Source organism: Micromonospora sp. NPDC049374, assembly GCF_040677165.1.
GTDB lineage: Bacteria > Actinomycetota > Actinomycetes > Mycobacteriales > Micromonosporaceae > Micromonospora.
On sequence record NZ_JBFAQH010000011.1, the window covers coordinates 79,550 to 97,386 of the forward strand.

At 71.7% G+C, this 17,837-nt stretch carries 16 protein-coding genes; 10 read left to right on the forward strand and 6 right to left on the reverse strand.

Annotated features, from left to right (window positions below; genetic code table 11):
• Window positions 1-75 precede the first annotated feature (75 nt).
• Window positions 76-2,544 (forward strand): helicase-associated domain-containing protein, encoded by a 2,469-nt coding sequence (locus AB0J93_RS19120; RefSeq protein ID WP_363923572.1) that lies wholly within the window; start codon window positions 76-78, stop codon window positions 2,542-2,544.
• A gap of 12 nt (window positions 2,545-2,556) precedes the next feature.
• Here the strand turns inward: AB0J93_RS19120 and AB0J93_RS19125 are convergent, their stop codons facing one another.
• Window positions 2,557-2,796, reverse strand: a complete 240-nt coding sequence (locus tag AB0J93_RS19125) for a hypothetical protein (RefSeq protein ID WP_363923574.1) — start codon at window positions 2,794-2,796, stop codon at window positions 2,557-2,559.
• A gap of 479 nt (window positions 2,797-3,275) precedes the next feature.
• On the opposite strand from AB0J93_RS19125, the gene AB0J93_RS19130 reads away from it, so the two are divergent.
• A complete protein-coding gene (locus AB0J93_RS19130) occupies window positions 3,276-4,955 on the forward strand; it encodes a DNA repair helicase XPB (RefSeq protein ID WP_363923576.1) in 1,680 nt (559 codons plus the stop codon).
• Window positions 4,956-5,059: 104 nt separating this feature from the next.
• On the opposite strand, the gene AB0J93_RS19135 is transcribed toward AB0J93_RS19130, so the two are convergent.
• On the reverse strand, window positions 5,060-5,812 hold the full coding sequence (locus AB0J93_RS19135; RefSeq protein WP_363923578.1) for a TIGR03089 family protein: 753 nt from the start codon (window positions 5,810-5,812) through the stop codon (window positions 5,060-5,062).
• Between the two features lie 116 nt (window positions 5,813-5,928).
• On the opposite strand from AB0J93_RS19135, the gene AB0J93_RS19140 reads away from it, so the two are divergent.
• Window positions 5,929-6,966, forward strand: coding sequence for a hypothetical protein (locus tag AB0J93_RS19140; protein ID WP_363923580.1), 1,038 nt, complete (start codon window positions 5,929-5,931; stop codon window positions 6,964-6,966).
• Window positions 6,967-7,051: 85 nt separating this feature from the next.
• Window positions 7,052-8,191: a hypothetical protein gene (locus tag AB0J93_RS19145; RefSeq protein WP_363923582.1), complete on the forward strand. Its 1,140-nt coding sequence runs from the start codon at window positions 7,052-7,054 to the stop codon at window positions 8,189-8,191.
• Between the two features lie 17 nt (window positions 8,192-8,208).
• On the opposite strand, the gene ligD (AB0J93_RS19150) is transcribed toward AB0J93_RS19145, so the two are convergent.
• Both ligD (AB0J93_RS19150) and ligD (AB0J93_RS19155) read right to left on the reverse strand, forming a co-directional pair.
• Window positions 8,209-9,120, reverse strand: a complete 912-nt coding sequence (gene ligD / locus AB0J93_RS19150) for a non-homologous end-joining DNA ligase (RefSeq protein WP_363923584.1) — start codon at window positions 9,118-9,120, stop codon at window positions 8,209-8,211.
• Entirely contained in the window at window positions 9,110-10,051 is a 942-nt protein-coding gene (ligD, locus tag AB0J93_RS19155) for a non-homologous end-joining DNA ligase (protein ID WP_363923586.1), read from the reverse strand. Before ligD (AB0J93_RS19155) ends, ligD (AB0J93_RS19150) begins: the two co-directional genes overlap by 11 nt.
• 85 nt (window positions 10,052-10,136) lie before the next feature.
• On the opposite strand from ligD (AB0J93_RS19155), the gene AB0J93_RS19160 reads away from it, so the two are divergent.
• The 5 genes from AB0J93_RS19160 to AB0J93_RS19180 all read left to right on the forward strand — a co-directional run bounded on the left by AB0J93_RS19160 (window position 10,137) and on the right by AB0J93_RS19180 (window position 14,767).
• Window positions 10,137-11,144 carry a Ku protein gene (locus tag AB0J93_RS19160; RefSeq protein ID WP_363923588.1) on the forward strand — a complete coding sequence of 336 codons (1,008 nt, stop codon included), beginning with the start codon at window positions 10,137-10,139 and terminating at the stop codon, window positions 11,142-11,144.
• Between the two features lie 190 nt (window positions 11,145-11,334).
• On the forward strand, window positions 11,335-11,970 hold the full coding sequence (locus AB0J93_RS19165; protein WP_363923590.1) for an FKBP-type peptidyl-prolyl cis-trans isomerase: 636 nt from the start codon (window positions 11,335-11,337) through the stop codon (window positions 11,968-11,970).
• A gap of 179 nt (window positions 11,971-12,149) precedes the next feature.
• Window positions 12,150-12,974 (forward strand): hypothetical protein, encoded by an 825-nt coding sequence (locus AB0J93_RS19170; RefSeq protein WP_363923771.1) that lies wholly within the window; start codon window positions 12,150-12,152, stop codon window positions 12,972-12,974.
• 87 nt (window positions 12,975-13,061) lie between these two features.
• The gene (locus AB0J93_RS19175) at window positions 13,062-13,715 is read left to right on the forward strand and encodes an HAD family phosphatase (RefSeq protein ID WP_363923592.1); all 654 of its coding nucleotides are present in this window, start codon (window positions 13,062-13,064) and stop codon (window positions 13,713-13,715) included.
• A 41-nt stretch (window positions 13,716-13,756) separates the two neighbouring features.
• Complete coding sequence (locus AB0J93_RS19180) at window positions 13,757-14,767, forward strand: NADPH:quinone reductase (protein ID WP_363923594.1); 1,011 nt, start codon at window positions 13,757-13,759, stop codon at window positions 14,765-14,767.
• A 183-nt stretch (window positions 14,768-14,950) separates the two neighbouring features.
• Here AB0J93_RS19180 and AB0J93_RS19185 read toward each other — a convergent pair whose 3' ends face one another.
• Entirely contained in the window at window positions 14,951-16,600 is a 1,650-nt protein-coding gene (locus tag AB0J93_RS19185; RefSeq protein ID WP_363923596.1) for a fatty acid--CoA ligase, read from the reverse strand.
• Window positions 16,601-16,655: 55 nt separating this feature from the next.
• On the opposite strand from AB0J93_RS19185, the gene AB0J93_RS19190 reads away from it, so the two are divergent.
• The gene (locus AB0J93_RS19190) at window positions 16,656-17,147 is read left to right on the forward strand and encodes an NUDIX domain-containing protein (protein ID WP_093404100.1); all 492 of its coding nucleotides are present in this window, start codon (window positions 16,656-16,658) and stop codon (window positions 17,145-17,147) included.
• 67 nt (window positions 17,148-17,214) lie between these two features.
• Here AB0J93_RS19190 and AB0J93_RS19195 read toward each other — a convergent pair whose 3' ends face one another.
• Entirely contained in the window at window positions 17,215-17,763 is a 549-nt protein-coding gene (locus AB0J93_RS19195) for a type 1 glutamine amidotransferase domain-containing protein (RefSeq protein WP_363923599.1), read from the reverse strand.
• Between the last annotated feature and the right edge of the window lie 74 nt (window positions 17,764-17,837).

A 17,837-nucleotide genomic window follows, 5' to 3' on the forward strand; every position in this document is an offset into this window, starting at 1 on the left:
GCTACCCGGCCAGCCGGACCGGCCGGGTCGTCCGATGGGCGAACCTGCCCCCGGCCGGGCTAGCGTGGAACGACGATGAGCACCTCACTCGCCGACCACCTGCGGTCGCTGCCCGACGAGTCCCTCGCCGCGCTCCTTCAGCTCCGGCCCGACCTCGTCGTACCGGTTCCCGCCGACGTGGCCGCCCTCGCCATCCGGGCCCAGTCCCGGGTCTCGGTGTCGCGCGCGCTCGACGGGTTGGACCAGTTCACGCTCCAGATCATGGACGCCGCCAGGTTGACCCGTGACCCGGCCGACGGCACCACCTCGGTCGACGGGGTTCTCGCCCTGGCCACCACCGGCCCCAACCCGCCCGCGCCCACCGCCGTCCGGGCCGCCGTCGACCGGCTACGTGCCCGCTTCCTGCTGTACGGTCCCGACAGCGCCCTGCACCTCGTCGGTGGCATCGACGAGATCTCCCCGTACCCTGCGGGGCTCGGTCGACCGGCGACGGAGCTGGACCCGCGCACGGCCGCGCTCTGCGCGGACCCGGCGAAGCTGCGGCGGACGCTGCTGTCCGCGCCGCCGTCGGCGCGGGCGATCCTCGACCGGCTGGCCGCCGGCCCACCGGTCGGCAGCGTGCCGCCCGGCGCGTTGCAGGCACCGGCGGTCGGCGCGGACGACGACCTGCCGCCGGACGACACCAACGGCGGGGCCCCGACCGGCTCTCCGGTGCGCTGGCTGGTCGACCACCGGCTGCTGGTGCGGGTCTCCGGCGGCAAGGGTGGCACCACCGGCATGGTCGAGCTGCCCCGGGAGATCGGGCTGCTGCTGCGCCGCGAGACCGGTCCGTTGGGCCCGTTGAGCAGCAGCCCACCCCTGGTGTCCGCGACGCCGCGCGAGCCGAAGGCGGCCGACTCCGCCGGGGCCGGGCAGACCATGGAGGTGGTACGCCACACCGAGGCGCTGCTGGAGCAGCTGGCCGCCGACCCGGCGCCGGTCCTGCGTTCCGGCGGAATCGGCGTACGGGACCTGCGCCGGCTGGCCCGGACCACCGGGTTGGACGAGTCGACCGCCGCGCTGCTGCTTGAGGTGGCGTACGCGGCGGGGCTGACCGGTGAGATGGAGCTGCCCGGTGCCGCCGGCCGGTACGGCGCCGACCAGCAGGTGCTGCCCACCGCCGGGTACGAGATGTGGCGGGCCGGTTCGCTGGCCCAGCGCTGGGAGCAACTGGCCCGGGCCTGGCTGACCATGACCCGGCAGGTCGGACTGGTCGGGCAGCGCGACGACCGGGACCGGCCGATCACGGTGCTGTCGGCGGAGGCGGAACGGGCCGGTGCCCCGGCCACCCGACGTTCGGTGCTCGGCGTACTCGCGGATCTGGAACCGGCCACCGCGCCCAGTGCCGAGGAGGTACTGGCGCTGCTGGACTGGCGGGCGCCCCGGCGCAGCCGTGGCCGGGAGAACGCGCATCGGGAGGTGCTGGCCGAGGCGGCCACGCTGGGCGTGACCGGGCTTGGAGCGCTCACCTCGTACGGACGGCTGCTGCTGGCCGAGGCGACGGCGGGCGAGGACGGCGCCACGGACGACCCGCTGGGCCTGCGGGCCGAGGCGGAGGACGGCGGCAGCGCGATCCGGGCCCTGGACACACTGCTGCCCGCCCCGGTGGACCACTTCCTCGTCCAGGCCGACCTGAGCGTGGTGGTGCCCGGGCCGCCGGAGCCGGCGCTCGCCGCCGAACTGGAGGTGATCGCCGAGCCGGAGTCGGCCGGTGGAGCGAGCGTGCACCGGATCACCACGGGCAGCGTGCGCCGGGCCCTGGATGCCGGCTACTCCGCGGAGGACCTGCACGACCTGTTCCGCCGCCGATCCCGCACGCCGGTGCCGCAGGGATTGACGTACCTGGTCGACGACGTGGCCCGCAAGCACGGTGGGCTGCGCATCGGCTCCGCCGGTGCGTACCTGCGCAGCGACGACGAGGCGCTGCTGGCCGAGGTGCTGGCCGACCGGCGGGTCGAGGCACTGGCGCTGCGCCGGCTCGCGCCGACCGTGCTGGTGACCCCGTACCAGGGCGGCCGGCTGCTGAGCGTGCTACGGGAGGCCGGCTACGCCCCGGTGGCCGAGGACGCCACCGGGTCGACGGTGCTCACCCGGCCGAAGACCCGACGGGCACCGGCCCGGGTGTCGGTGGCGACCCGGGCGCTCGACCCGCTCGCCACCCCACGCCTGCCGCTGCCGCGCCTGCTCGGCGTGGTGGAGCAGATCCGGCGGGGTGACGCGGTGGCGCGGGCGGCCCGACGGGCCCCGGCGGTGGTGCGCGGCGCGGCACCGGACGGGCCGGCTCCGGCGCACAGTCACCACGACGCCCTGGCCGTGCTCCAGCAGGCGGTACGCGACAAGGCGCTGGTCTGGGTCGGCTACGTCGACGCGCACGGGGCAACCGCGTCCCGGCTGGTGCGACCCGTCTCACTCGGCGCGGGCTACCTGCGTGCCGAGGACGAGCGCACCGAGATGCTGCACACCTTCGCGCTGCACCGGATCACCGCGGCGGTGCTGGAGAAGTGAGGGGCGGCGGATTCAGCGGCGGCTGCGCCGTACCGACCCGACGATCGCCACGACCAGCAGCAGGGCGAACCCGGTCCCGGCGGCCTCGCCGACCGAGTCGATGAAGCCCTGTTGGAGCACCAGCCAGCCGAACAGGAACCAGCCGAACAGGACGACCCCGACGATCGCGTACGCGACCACCGTGGCGGTGGAGACGGGTTCGGACGGCTCTGCCTGCTTGCGCTCGGGGACAACTTCCTGATCAACGGTCATCTGCCCTCCCCCGTACGGTCCGGCCCTGGACGTCAAGGGTGTCACCCTTGACGTCTGTCGGCCAGCACCATTTCGTACAGATCCGACTCGGCTCGTACCCTGCGAGGCCCGGCGACCAAACGGTGAGGTGGGGTCGCCGGTACGGCCCGGGCGCGCCGCTCGCCCCCGTTGGCTTCCACTGCGACGGGAACGGCCCCCGCTTTCCTGGCCCGTCCGGCCGTGGATCGAACGCGCTACGCACCGGCACCGACCGGCATGACGACCGCGAGGGCGTACGGTGGCCCGTTTCGCGACCCATCGGGCCGCCGACCTCGACAACTCGTCCCCTACTGCTAGACGCACCGGGACACCCGCTGGGTTGCGCGGGATGAGCACTTTCTCGCCACCCGCCCGCGCGTGCAACACTGGATGGTCGCCCTTTGGCAGGTCAGCCACCTGCTTCGGCGGCCGGATCAGCCGTACGGACGAGAGGATTCGGCGTGAGTGGTGGACCGCTTATCGTGCAGTCGGACAAGACCCTCCTGCTGGAGATCGACCATCCCGACGCACAGGCCTGCCGGATGGCCATCGCCCCCTTCGCCGAGTTGGAACGCTCGCCCGAGCACGTGCACACGTACCGACTGACGCCGCTCGGGTTGTGGAACGCCCGCGCCGCCGGCCACGACGCCGAGGGCGTGGTGGACGCGTTGATCAAGTATTCGCGGTACCCGGTGCCACACGCGCTGCTGGTGGACGTGGCCGAGACGATGGACCGGTACGGGCGGCTCCAACTCGCCAACGATCCGGCGCACGGCCTCGTCCTGCGCGCCCTGGACCGGGTGGTCCTGGTCGAGGTGGCCAAGAGCAAGAAGCTCGCCGGGATGCTCGGCAACCGCATCGACGACGACACCATCGCGGTGCACCCCTCCGAGCGGGGGCGGCTCAAGCAGGCGCTGCTCAAGCTGGGCTGGCCGGCGGAGGACCTCGCCGGGTACGTCGACGGCGAGGCGCACCCGATCGAGCTGGCCGAGGCCGGCCAGGACGGTGGTAAGCCGTGGACGCTGCGGTCGTACCAGCGGGAGGCGGTCGAGGCGTTCTGGGCCGGCGGGTCGGGCGTGGTGGTGCTGCCCTGCGGGGCCGGTAAGACGCTGGTCGGGGCGGCGGCGATGGCCGAGGCGAAGGCCACCACGCTGATCCTGGTCACCAACACGGTGGCCGGCCGGCAGTGGAAGCGCGAGCTGATCGCCCGCACCTCGCTGACCGAGGAGGAGATCGGCGAGTACTCGGGTGAGCGCAAGGAGATCCGCCCGGTCACCATCGCCACGTACCAGGTGCTCACCTCACGACGCGGCGGCGCCTTCACCCACCTGGACCTGTTCGGTGCCCGCGACTGGGGCCTGGTCGTCTACGACGAGGTACACCTGCTGCCCGCGCCGATCTTCCGCTTCACCGCGGACCTCCAGGCCCGCCGCCGGCTGGGCCTGACCGCCACCCTGGTACGCGAGGACGGCCGGGAGGGCGACGTGTTCAGCCTGATCGGTCCGAAGCGCTACGACGCGCCCTGGAAGGACATCGAGTCGCAGGGGTGGATCGCCCCTGCCGAGTGCGTCGAGGTCCGGGTGACCCTGACCGACGCCGAGCGGATGGCGTACGCGACGGCGGAGGCGGAGGAGCGCTACCGGATGGCGGCCACCGCCCGCACCAAACTGCCTGTGGTACGCGCCCTGCTCGACCGGCATCCGAACGAGCAGACGCTGGTCATCGGCGCGTACATCGACCAACTGCACCAGTTGGGCGAATATCTCGACGCCCCGATCGTGCAGGGCTCCACCACGAACAAGGAACGCGAACGCCTCTTCGACGCCTTCCGCACCGGGGAGATCCGGACGCTTGTGATTTCCAAGGTGGGCAACTTCTCCATCGACCTGCCCGAGGCGGCGGTGGCGATCCAGGTGTCCGGCACGTTCGGCTCCCGACAGGAGGAGGCGCAACGTCTGGGCCGGGTGCTGCGCCCCAAGGCCGACGGCCGGCAGGCGCACTTCTACACGGTGGTCTCCCGGGACACCATCGACACCGAGTACGCCGCCCACCGCCAGCGCTTCCTCGCCGAGCAGGGATACGCGTACACCATCGTCGACGCCGACGACGTCCTCGGCCCACCGTTGCCCACCGTCGACTGACCGCGTCACCAGCCAGATCCCCGCAACATCCCTGTTGTTGCTGCCTCAACTCGGGCCGATAGCAACAACAGGGATGTTGCTGCATTGGGTTGACCCTGGGGTCCTCAGAGCACGCGGGTGACCTGCTCGGCGGCGGCGACGGCGTCCCGGTCGGCGGGGTCGAGGTTGGCGCAGAGCAGCACCGAGGCACCTGCGGAGAGCGGCGCGAGCAGCCACTTGAGCGGCTGGTCGTGCTCGGCGACGTCGACAAGCAGCCGGTCACCGGTCCGCAGGTCGAGTTGCTCGGCCACCGCCTTGGCGATCGAGCCCCACTCGGCATAGCTGGTGCCGTCCGGGCTGGCCGCGTCGTTCGCGTGCAGCACGGGCCGGTCGGTCGGGGCGACGCCGTGCCGCAGCACCTCCACGGACCAGTCGAGCCAGCCGGCCGGCACGTCGACCAACGGCTGTGGCCCGGTGCCGACGAGGTACCGGTGCAGCCCGTCGGGTACGTCCTCCAGCCAGTCGTCGAGCCGTTCCGGGGTGACCAGGACCACGTCGTACGGTCGGTCGCCACCGGGCTCCAGCACCGGCAGCCCGGCGGTGGCGCGCGGCCGGAACGACACCGCCAGCCCCACCGCCCAGGCCCCCAACAGCACCGCGGCGGTACGCCAGTGCGGCGGCAGCAGCACCGCCACCCGGCTGCCCGGGGCCAGCCCGCAGCCGTCACGCAGCAGCCCGGCGGCCCGCGCCGCCAGGTCACCCAGCGCGGCGGCGGTCAGGTCGTGACGCGCGCCGGTCCGGTGGTCGAGGTAACTGAGCAGCGGTCGGTCCGGGTCGGCGAGACCGGCGGCGGACGGTACGGGAAGGGCAGCGCGCATACGTAGGTCCTACTCCTGCCACCCGGGCATGTCGAGGCCGACCCGCCCGGCGGGCCGGTGAAGACATGACTGATGGCATTGGTGGAGGGTGCCCCCTCGCATGGAGAGTCAGAGCCATGACCACCCACGGGCTAGCGCGACTCGACGGCGGCCGGCAGCCGATGCTGCGACGACTCGTACCGGTCGTGGCGCTCCTGTTCCTCGCCCCCTGGGCCGCCGAATGCTCGTGGGGCGGGTTCGCCGGCACCGACATGCTGCTCGTCGTGGTGGTACTGGCGCCGATGTACGGGGGCGCGGCGGTGCTCATCCGGGAGGCGGCCCGGCGTACCGGCGGTGGCTGGCCGATGATCGTACTGCTGGCGGCGGGGTTCGGGGTGGTCCAGGCGGGCCTGGTGGACCAGTCGCTGTTCAACCCCGACTACCTGGCCGACACCGAGTTCGCGGAGCTGAGCGCGGCGGACCGCACCCGCGTTCCGGTGCTGGGTATCAGCGCGCAGGAGGCGATCAGTTTCCTCGGCAACCATGTGGCGTTGACCATCTGCGCGCCGATCGCCATCGTCGAGTCGTACCTCTCCCCGGCCCGCCGGCTGCGGCCTTGGTTGCGGGCACCCGGCCTGGCCGCCATGACCGTCGTCTACCTGCTGGGCAGCCTGCTCGTCTTCGCCGACGACAGTGGACGCAAGGGGTTCCTGGCCAGCCCCGGTCAGCTCATCGGGGCGACGTCGGTCGTTCTCGCCCTGGTCGTGGTGGCGGCCCTGCCCCGCTGGCGGCGTCGGCCGGTGCCGGCTCCGACCGGCGCACCCCGACCGTTCCGTCCCGGCCTGTTGGTCTTCCTCGTCTACCTGGGTGTCGCCATGCTCTCCGGCTGGATCGGCGTCGCCGTGTCGGTCGTCGCCGTCACCGCGCTGGTGGGCGTGCTGGTCCGGTGGTCGGGACGCTCCGGGTGGGGTCAGGGACATGTGCTGGCCAGTGCTGCGGGAGCACTCGTCGGGGCGGCCGTGCTGGCTTACCTGGTGCCTCCGTACTCACCGGCATCGCCCACCCAGGCCCTGCTCAGTGACGTGATCGTCAGCCTGCTCGCGGCCGCCGTGCTCACCGGCGCGTACGCGCGACTGCGGCGACACGACGGGTCGGCGCCGGCCCACAAGTGCTGAGAGCGCGACCGTTGCCGGAGGCTGCCAGACTCGTGGCGCGGGCGTCCGATGTCGACGCCGGGTGTTGTCGGGCGGGAGGCTGGCAATGAGGCGATCGACGCGGCTACGGGCCGCACTGGTGATGCTCACGGTGGGCGCGGTGCTGGCCCCGCCGGCAGCCGCGGCGGCTGATCCGCTACCCAACGTCGCGGTCATCGCGACCGTGTGGGCGAACCAGCCGGCCGCGACCGAGTACACAGTCGACAACGGCTGGAGCTGGTCCTCCACCGAGGGTGACATTGTCGTACGGCGGACCGGCACCGGGGCGTACACGGTCGAGTTGCAGCACGCGGCGACAAGCACCGGCGTCGCGCACGTCGTGGCGTACGGTGGCGGACCCGTGCACTGCACGGTGGCCAGCTGGTATCGGAGCCTGCTGGGCGGTAACCACCTGCTGATCCAGGTACGGTGCTTCGGGGCGACCGGCGCACCGGTGGACAGCCGGTTCGTGGCGACCTTCACCAACCGGCAGCAGATCCATCAGGGACGGTTGGCCTGGTTCACCACCGACCAGGCGACGCCGGTCGGTCTGCGTACCGTCCCGGCCGGTCTGCGGTACGACTCGACGGGTGGGGCGATCAGCTATGAACGGCTCGGCACCGGCCGCTACCGCTTCCACATGAACCCCAACCCGGCAAGTGAGTCGGGTGCCCCGATCTTCCCGATGGCACACGTCACGGCGCTGGGCGGCAGCGCGGTGAACTGCCAGATCGACTGGCCGGACGGCCGGGAGGTGCGGTGCGCCAACGCCGCCGGTAACGACGTCGACGCCCGGTTCGCGGTCACCTACGGCTCCCGGGTCGACCTGCTCGGCCACTCGGCGGGCCCACGGTTCGCCAGCGGCACCCTCTACGGCGAGAACGTCACCGATAGTGGGTTCATCGGCGGCGACAGCTACAACTCGACGCTGCCCGGCTATGGCGGCGCCAGCGGCACGCTGCTCGGCACCGGCCGTTACCAGATGATCTTCAGCGGCACCGGAACCGCGTTCGGCACCGCCTTCGCCAACGCCCACCTGGGCATCCTTCCCGGCAGTCGGCCTCGCGGCCACTGCGTGCTCGCCGGCTGGGGGCGATCCGGGGCGAACACGGTGGTCCTGGTCAACTGCTACGCCTGGCTCGGCGTACCGGCCAACCTGAACGCCCGGATCTCCTACACCACCTGGCCCGCGGGCACCGCCATGTGAGCATGGGCGGTGGTCGTCTACTCCGGCAGTTCGGGGCCGCCGTCGAGCAGCGGGGCAAGCAGGTCGCCATGCTCCTCGACCCGCTCCAGCACCTCACCGGCGGTGTACGGCCTGGTGGCCGGACGTCGGCCCGCCGCACCGGCGGAGACCTCGTCCCAGGTCAGCGGCGTCGACACCGACGGGACGGGCTGGGCGCGCAGCGAGTACGGCGCCACCGTGGTCTTCGCCGCGTTGTTCTGGCTCCAGTCGATGAAGACCTTGCCCGGCCGCAGGTTCTTCGCCATCTTCGAGACCACCAGTTTCGGCTGGTCGCGTTCGAGTTCCTGGGCGATGCGCCGGGCGTAGGCCGACACGTCGTCGGCGGACTGGGTGCCGGAGATCGGGCAGCAGAGTTGCATGCCCTTCTTCCCGGAGGTCTTCGGGTAGGCGTCCAGGCCGTCGGCGGCCAGCCGGTCGCGCAGCGACAGGGCCACCTGGCAGCACTGCTTCAGTGCCGCAGGGGTGCCCGGGTCCAGGTCGACCACCATCAGGTCCGGGTGGGCGCCGACCTTCCACTGCGGGGTGTGCAGTTCCAGGGCGGCGAGGTTGGCCAGCCAGACCAGGGTGGGCAGGTCATTGGCGACGACGTAGTCGATGGTCTCCCGGCCCTTGGTGGAGCCCGGCGCCGGCAGCGTCTCGACGCGTACCCAGGATGGGGTGGCGGCGGGTGCGTTCTTCTCGAAGAACGAGCCGCCGGTAACCCCGTTCGGGTAGCGGATGCGGGTCAGCGCCCGGTCGGCCAGGTGCGGCAGCAGCACCGGGGCGATCCGGGTGTAGTAGTCGATCACCTCGCCCTTGGTGAAGCCGACCGCCGGATAGAGGACCTTGTCCAGGTTGGACAGCTCCAGCGTGCGGCCCTGCACCTCGACCGGGAACCGGTCAGCTGGCATCCTCGACCTCCTCGGCCGGTTTGTCCGGGCGGATCCGCAGGATCCGGGGGAACCGTAGGCGCCCGTCGGGGGTGCGTTGGCCGTACTTGACCTCCACCACCATCCGGGGAGTTACCCAGATCGCGCCCCGGGCATCCTCGCGGGGCACGTCGCCGCGGAACGGCGAGGCGGTGGTGCGCAGCGGCTCCAACTCGTGGAGCAGTTCCCGTTCGAGGGCGGCACCGATCCCACCACCGACCCGACCCCGGTAGACGAGTCGACCGTCGACGCCCGGGACCCCGACCAGCAGGCCGCCGATCTTCCGTGCGCCGGGCCGCCAGCCGCCGACGACGAAGTCGCCGGTCACCTCCAGTTTGACCTTCACCCAGTCGGGCGAACGCACCCCGGGCCGGTAGGCCGACTCGACCCGCTTGGCCATCACCCCTTCGAGGCCGTGTTCGCCGGCCGCCTCGTAGGTGGCCGGGCCGTCGGAGAAGACCGGAGGCACCGCCCATCGCGCCGCGCCCAGCGCCAGGCCGTCGAGGGCCTCCCGCCGCCGGGCGTACGACCAGCCGGTGAGGTCCCGACCGCCCAGCCGCAACACGTCGAAGATCATGTACGTGACCGGTACGGTTGCCGCCAGCCGGGCCGCCTTCGCGGCGTTACGCACGTGCATCCGCTCGGCCAGGGCGGTGAACGAGGGCCGTCCGGCCTGGTCGAACAGCACCACCTCGCCGTCGAGCAGGACGTCGTCGACCTGCTCGCCAAGCGGAATCAGCTCGGGATAGGCGGTAGTGATCTCCACGCCGGATCGGGCGTACAGGCGCGGTCGTCCGGCGGCGATGTCGGCTAACGCGCGTACGCCGTCCCACTTGAACTCGTACGCCCAATCGGGACCGGTCGGGAGCTGCCCGGTCATCGCGAGCATCGGCTTGAGCGGCGCGCCGGGCACAGGCCGACTGTAGTAGCAGGCCGAACACCTCGCGCCGGGTTCGCTGTGATGCGAGCATGGTCGATACCGGGGAAGGGAGCGCAGCATGCGGGCCATCTGGAAGGGAGCCGTGTCGTTCGGCCTGGTCTCGATCGCGGTGAAGCTGTATTCCGCGACGGAGGAGAAGGACATCCGGTTCCACCAGGTGCACCGGGCCGACGGCGGACGGATCCGGTACAAGCGCACCTGCCAGGTCTGTGGCGAGGAGGTCAGCTACGACGACATCGCCAAGGGCTACGACATCGGCGGCGGGGAGATGGTCATCCTCACCGACGAGGATTTCTCCGACCTGCCGTTGAGCACCTCCCACGCAATCGACGTGCTGGAGTTCGTGCCGGCCGAACAGGTCGATCCGATCCTCTACAACAAGGCGTACTTCCTGGAGCCGGAGGGCACCGCGACCAAGCCGTACCTGCTGCTGCGGGATGCGTTGACCGACTCGGAGCGGGTGGCGATCGTCAAGGTGGCGCTGCGTCAGCGGGAGCAGTTGGCCACCCTGCGGGTCCGTGAGGGTGTGCTGCTGCTGAACACGATGCTCTGGCCCGACGAGATCCGTAAGCCGGACTTCGGTTTCCTCGACGAGGACCTGAAGATCCGGCCACCGGAGTTGGCGATGGCCACCTCGCTAATCGACTCGATGGCCGGGGACTTTCAACCGGACGAGTTCACCGACGACTACCGGGCGGCGTTGCAGGAGGTCATCGACGCGAAGGTGGAGGGCCGCGAGGTGGTCCAGCCGGAGGAGGTGGAGGAGGCTCCCGCCGCTGCTGTCGATCTGATGGCCGCACTGAAGGCGTCCGTGGAGCGGGCCCGGGCGGCTCGCGGCGAGGCACCCGCCGGTGGTGGCGCCGAGCCGACCCCGATCTCGTCGGCACGCTCGGCGCAGAAGAAGGCGGCGGAGAAGAAGGCCGCCAAGGCTCCGGCCAAGAAGGCACCCGCGAAGAAGACCGCCGAGAAGAAAACCACCGCCAAGAAGGCTCAGCCCGCCAAGAAGACCGCGGAGAAGAAAGCCACCAAGACCGCCAAGAAGGCCACTCCGCGTAAATCCGCCTGACTGCCCTCCTGGTCGCCCGAATACGCCTCTGGGCGGTTACGGGGCGACCCGGTCTCCATGATTCTCGCAGCCCTGCCTGCGGGCGCGGGCCATCGATGGTCGGAAGTGCGTCCGACACCAGGTACCGTGTGTCGGCGACGGCTGCCCGTGGCCGGACCCACCCCACACCTCTCAGCAGGGAGTCGAGGACGTGAGCGAGCAGGAGACCAAGGCGCGGCGGCGGCTGGCCGAGCAGTTGGCGGCTCAGAAGGCAGCCGAGGCGAAGCGCCGCCGGCAGGCCTGGGCCGGTGCGTTCGCCGGGATCGCCGTCGTGGCGGTGCTGATCACCGTGTTCGTGATCGTCGGCCAGCGCGGTGGTGACGACGCGCCCGAGCAGGCCGCCGGAACGCCGTCCGCCCCGGCGGAGGCCAGCAACGAACCGGCTGCGCCGCCCGCACCGCAGCTACCGGAAGGCGCGGACCCGGCCCTGGGCAGCAAGCCGACCGTCACTGCCGGGGAGGGTGAGCTGACCAAGCTGACCGTGACCCCGCTGATCGAGGGCACCGGGCCGAAGGTGACGGCCGGCCAGTCGATCACCACCAACTACGTCGGCGTGTTCTACGAGAGCGGCGAGGAGTTCGACTCCTCCTGGGAACGGGGGCAGCCCGCCACCTTCCCGATCGGGGTCGGGCAGGTCATCCCTGGCTGGGACAAGGGCCTGGTGGGCGTGACAGTGGGCAGCCGGGTGCAACTCGACATCCCGGCCGAGGACGCATACGGCGACGGTGGGGGCGGCCGCCCCGCGGGTCCGCTGCGCTTCGTGGTGGACGTGCTCGCCGCCGAGTGAGCCTCGGGTCGGCTCGTTCCGACAGAACATCGATGCCGTTGACCACAGAGGGCTTCCGGACGGTCACCGACCGGCAGTAGGTTCGGCAGCGTCCCGGGCAGGTCGCCCGGGACGCTTGTCGAAGCGACACGGAGGTGCACGTGACGGCAGTGGACGCCGACGGGCGGACCGCCCGGTTGATGTGGACGCACTACGAGCCGGTGCACGCCGTCACCTACTTCCACCCGCGTGCCCGCGCCGCCTACGGCGCCGCCGGGCTACGCGGCTACTGGCGGGGTTACTTCGCTGGTCGCGCCGCGCCGTTCGGGCCGACCGGTCCGGCGCCGGTGATCGCCGCCTTCTACAACTTCGCGCCACACATGGTGAGCCGGGCCCTGCCGGCGGTCTGGCAGCTGGCCTCGCCGGACCAGGCGCTGCGCGCCCGGCTGACCGGGGCGGTCCAGGCGCTCGCCGAGTTGACCTACGAGTTGCCTGAGCGGCACCTCGTGGAGGCCGCCGACCTGCTTGAGGCCGCCACCGAGGGGCTCGGGACCGCCGGCCGGGTGCTCGGCGCCGCGAATGCGGCCCTGCCCCGTGGTGAGTATCCGCTGGCTCGGCTCTGGCAGGCCGCCACCACGCTTCGCGAGCATCGCGGCGACGGGCACGTGGCGGCGCTGGTGGCCGCCGATCTCGACCCGGTGGAGACCCTGGCCTGGCGGGTCGCGGTCGACATGCCGCCGGCCAACCTGCTCGGCCGGGGCTGGTCGGAGCAGGACTGGTCGCAGGCGCGCGAGCGGCTCACCGTCCGTGGCTGGCTGGACGCCGACGGAAAGCCGACCGAGCGCGGGCGGGCGGCTTTCCAGGCGATCGAGGACGCCACCGACGTCGCCGCCACCCGCCCCTGGCTCACCCTCGGCCCCGAGCGGTCCCATCGCCTACGCGAGCTGCTCGACCCGATCGCCCGCGCCGCCCACACGGTCATCCCGCCGGACAGCCCCATCGGCCTCCCGCCCCTGACGAGTTGACCAAGAGGTTTGCGTCTGACTTCTCGCGGATTCCCGACGCAAACTTCTTGATCGACGCGGTGGTGGGTGGGGGAGGATGGGGGTGTGATGGTGGATGGGGTGGTTTTCGACCTTGACGGGGTGATCGTCGACTCCGAGCCGGTGTGGGAGGAGGTTCGGCGGGCGTACGTCGCCGAGCACGGGGGCACCTGGCAGGACGACACCCAGCGACGTCTGATGGGCATGAGCACCGGCGAGTGGGCCCGGTACCTCAGCGACGAGTTGGGGGTGCGGCGCACCGCGGACCAGGTCGCCGCCGAGGTGGTCGAGGAGATGGCCCGCCGGTACGCGGCCCGGGTGCCGGTGATCGACGGCGCGGTCGACGTGGTCCGCCGGATGGCCGCGCGGTGGCCGCTGGGGCTGGCCAGTTCCTCGCCGACCCGGCTGATCGCCGCGGCGCTGGCCGCCACCGACCTGACCGATGCGTTCCGTAGCACCCTGTCGACCGAGGAGACCGAACGCGGCAAGCCGGCACCGGACGTCTACCTGAGCGTGGCCGGGCAGCTTGGCCTCGATCCGACGCGCTGCGTGGCGGTGGAGGACTCCTCAAACGGGGTCCGCTCAGCGGCTGCCGCCGGAATGGCGGTGGTGGCGGTGCCGCATGGCGCGTACCCGCTGGATCCGGACGCTCAGCGGCTGGCCGTGGCGGTGCTGGAGTCGGTCGACGAGTTGACTCCAGACGTCGTCGACCGGCTGGGCTGAACCGGCACCGGCCGGTCCCCGGCCCGCCTACGGTCGGTGGCATGAAGGCGATGGTGTACGAGCGCACCGGTGATCCCTCCGTGCTCCAACTGGTCGAGCGGCCGGTGCCGGAACCCGGTCCGGGCGAGCTGCTGGTGCGGGTCGCGGTGTCCGGGGTGAATCCGACGGACTGGAAGTCGCGCCGGCAGGGCCCGCTGCCGGCCGGCTGGCAGACGCCCGGTCAGGACGGCGCCGGGGTGGTCGAGGCGGTCGGCGAGGGGGTCGACCAGGAGCTGATCGGCGAGCGGGTGTGGGTCTGGGAGGCCGCCTGGCAGCGGCCCTGGGGTACTGCCGCCGAGTACACCCTGGTCCCGGTCCGCCAGGCGGTACGCCTGGGCGACGCCTCCTTCGAGCTGGGCGCCTGCCTGGGCATCCCCTTCCTGACGGCGCACCGGTGCCTGACCGCCGGGGAGTATCTGCCGAACAGCCTGCGACCGGGCGCGCTGAGCGATCACACGGTGCTGGTGCAGGGCGGGGCCGGCGCCGTCGGCAACGCGGCGATCCAGCTGGCGGCCTGGGCCGATGCCTGCGTGATCGCCACGGTGAGCAGTGCCGAGAAGGCGCAACTGGCTGCGGCGGCCGGCGCCTCGGCGGTGGTCAACTACCGGGAGCAGGACGTGGTGGAGGAGGTCCACAAGCTCGCGCCCGACGGGGTGCACGGGATTGTCGAGGTCTCCCCCGCGCGCAACGCGGCCACCGACGTACGGTTGCTGCGCCCCGGTGGCGTGGTCTGTGTGTACGCCGACGACGGCGGCGACGAGGTGACGTTGCCGGTCCGCCAGCTGATGGTGCCGAACGCCCGCTGGCAGTTCGTGCTTGTCTACACGATGCCGAAGGCGGCCAAGGCGCAGGCGGTGGTGGACGTCGCGGCGGCCGCCGCGCAGGGCGGGATCCGGGTGGGCGAGGACGCGGGCCTGCCGTTGCACTCCTATCCGCTGTCGGCGACCGCTGCCGCACATCAGGCGGTGGAGGACTCGGTGGTCGGCAAGGTGCTGCTCAGCGCCCGCGAATAAGCGGTCCCACCTGGGAGTTTTCGCCGTCCGCAGGACAGAGGCGAACAAGTCTCGCAATACTGGCATTGCGGGTCGCCCCGCAAGGAACGGGCGGCCCCGGCGCGGTGCGAACGCCGGGGCCGCCCACCGGAGAGAGGTCTATGCAGGCCACTACTCCCAATGGCGATGATGCGCCGAAAAACGTTACGGCGTGGCCAGTTCCCGCACATCCAGGTCGCCGTCGGCGTACCGGGAGCGCACTACCTTCTTGTCGAACTTGCCGACGCTGGTCTTCGGCACCGCCTCGATGAACGCCCACCGCTCGGGCAACTGCCAGCGCGCCACCGACCCGGCCAGGAAGTCGCGCAACTCCTCCGGGGTCGCCGAGGCACCCTCCCGGAGCACCACCGTGGCCAGTGGCCGTTCGTCCCACCGTTGGTCCGGTACGCCCACCACGCAGGCCTCCAGCACCGCAGGGTGGGCCATCAGCGCATTCTCCAGCTCCACCGAGGAGATCCACTCCCCGCCGGACTTGATCACGTCCTTGGCTCGGTCGGTGAGGGTGATGTAGCCGTCCGCCGACAGGGTGCCCACGTCACCGGTACGCAGCCAGCCGTCGCGGAACTTCTCCGGATCCGGCGCGTCGTCCCCGACGTACCGCGCGGTGATCCATGGCCCACGGACCTCCAGCTCACCGACGGAGGTCCCGTCGGCGGGCAGCGGCTCTCCGGCCGGGCCCACGATGCGGGCCCGCACCCCGGCCGGCACCCGGCCCTGCGTGTACCGGTACCGCCAGGCGTCGTCGCCGCTCGCCCCGGCCGGCGGGCGCGAGACCGAGCCCAGCGGCGACATCTCGGTCATCCCCCAGGCGTGGATCACGTCGACGCCGTGCCGCTCGTCGAACGCGTGCATCAGCGACGGCGGACAGGCCGAACCACCGACGATCACCTCCTTGAGCGAGGAGGTGTCGACGTCGTGACCGTCCAGGTGGGCCAGCAGGTCGGTCCAGATGGTCGGCACCGCACCGGCCAGGGTCGGCCGCTCGGCGGCGATCATCTCGGCGATCGGCGCGGCCTGGAGGAAGCGGTCCGGCATCACCAGCGACGCGCCGGAGAGGAAGGCCGCGAACGGCAGCCCCCACGACATCGCGTGGAACATCGGCACGATGGCCAGTTCCCGGTCGGTCGGGCCGAGCCCGAACCCCTCCGGCATACAGATCTGCAACGAGTGCAGGTAGATCGAGCGGTGCGAGTAGGCCACCCCCTTGGGGTTGCCGGTGGTGCCGGAGGTGTAGCAGAGGGCGGCGGCGTCGCGTTCGTCCACCTCGGGCCAGTCGTACACCTCCGGGCGGCCGGCCAACAGCGCGTCCCAGTGATGCACGGCGATCCGGTCGCCGGCCGCCGCCACCAGCGGAGCGGGATCGCCGCCACCGACCACCACCACGTGCCGCACGCTTGTCATGCCACCCAGGGACTTCGCCAGCAGCGGGACCAGCGTCGAGTCGACAAGCACCACCCGGTCCTCGGCGTGGTTGGCGATGTAGGTGACCTGGTCGGGAAAGAGCCGGATGTTCAGCGTGTGCAGCACCGCACCCATGCTGGGCACGGCGAAGTACGCCACCAGGTGCTCGGTGTTGTTCCACATGAAGGTGGCGACCCGCTCGTCGCCGGTCACCCCGCACTCCGTCCGCAGGGCGTGCGCGAGCCGGGCGGCGTCCCGCCCGACGTCGGCGTACGTGCTGCGCCGCGGCTCGGCGCCGGTCCACGTCACCACCTCGGCCGCGCCGTGCACGGTGGCGCCGTGTTCGAGGATCCGGGAGACCTGAAGAGGGGCGTCCATCATCGTGCTACGCATGGGTAACAAGTTAGTGTCGCCGGTCACACGTTGGGAACCCCCGTAAATTGTCCGGGTGAGCATCTCCTGGGCTGATTCGTACGTCGGGCAGCTGCGCGCCCTGGCCGGCGACCGGACGCTGATGTTCGTCGGTGCGCGAGCCGTGGTGCGCGACAACTCGGCCCGCATCCTGCTGATCCGCCGCTCCGACAACGGGCAGTGGGCGCTGCCCGCCGGCGCGATGGAGCTGGGCGAGTCGATCGCGGACTGCGCCGTACGGGAGGTACGCGAGGAGACCGGGCTCAGGGCGCTACGGGTCAGTGCCTTCGCGCTCTACACCGGCCCGGACCGCACCCACACCAACATGTACGGCCACACCTACCAGATCTTCACCACGGCGTTCCGCGTGGAGGAGTGGGACGGGCGGCTGGCCCGGGTCACCGACGAGACCATCGACGCGGGCTTCTTCCACCGCGAGGCGATGCCCCAGCCGCTCTCGGCAAGCGTCCTGGAGACCCTGGCCGACCTGGACGTCTTCGAGCAGACCAACCGCCTGATCCTGAAGTGACCGGCCGGAAACACGGCGGTGGCCTCGCCCGTGCGGGCGAGGCCACCGAATGAGCGCTGCCGCCGGATCAGTGCCGGCCCTCGGCGAACTCCTCGACGATCTTGGAACAGAAGGCCGGTAGGTCGTCGGGCTTCCGGCTGCTTACCAACCCGTTGTCGGTCACGACCTCCTCGTCGACCCACTCCGCGCCGGCATTGACCAGGTCGGTACGCAGACTGGGCCAGCTGGTCAGCCGACGCCCCCGCACCACGTCCGCCTCGACAAGCGTCCACGGGCCGTGGCAGATCACCCCGACCGGCTTACCGGCGTCGAAGAACGACCGCACGAACCGGACGGCGTCGGAATCGGTGCGCAGGAAGTCCGGGTTGGCCACCCCACCGGGCAGCACCAGCGCGTCGTACCGGGCGGGATCCGCGTCGGCCGCGCTCACATCCACCTCGTACGTGGTGGAGGGGTCCAGGTGCTCGAAGGAGGTGATCTTCCCAGGCTTGATCGACACCAGCTCGGCGGTCGCGCCGGCCTGCTCGACGGCCTGACGCGGCTGGACGTACTCGATTTCCTCCACGCCGTCGGTGGCCAGGAAGGCGACCCGCTTACCCTGCAACGTCGCTGCCATAGTGTTCTCCTCTCCGGGGGTTCGTCCGTATCCGTTCCCGGCACCGACGTCACGAAACGCGGCGCACCGGTGGC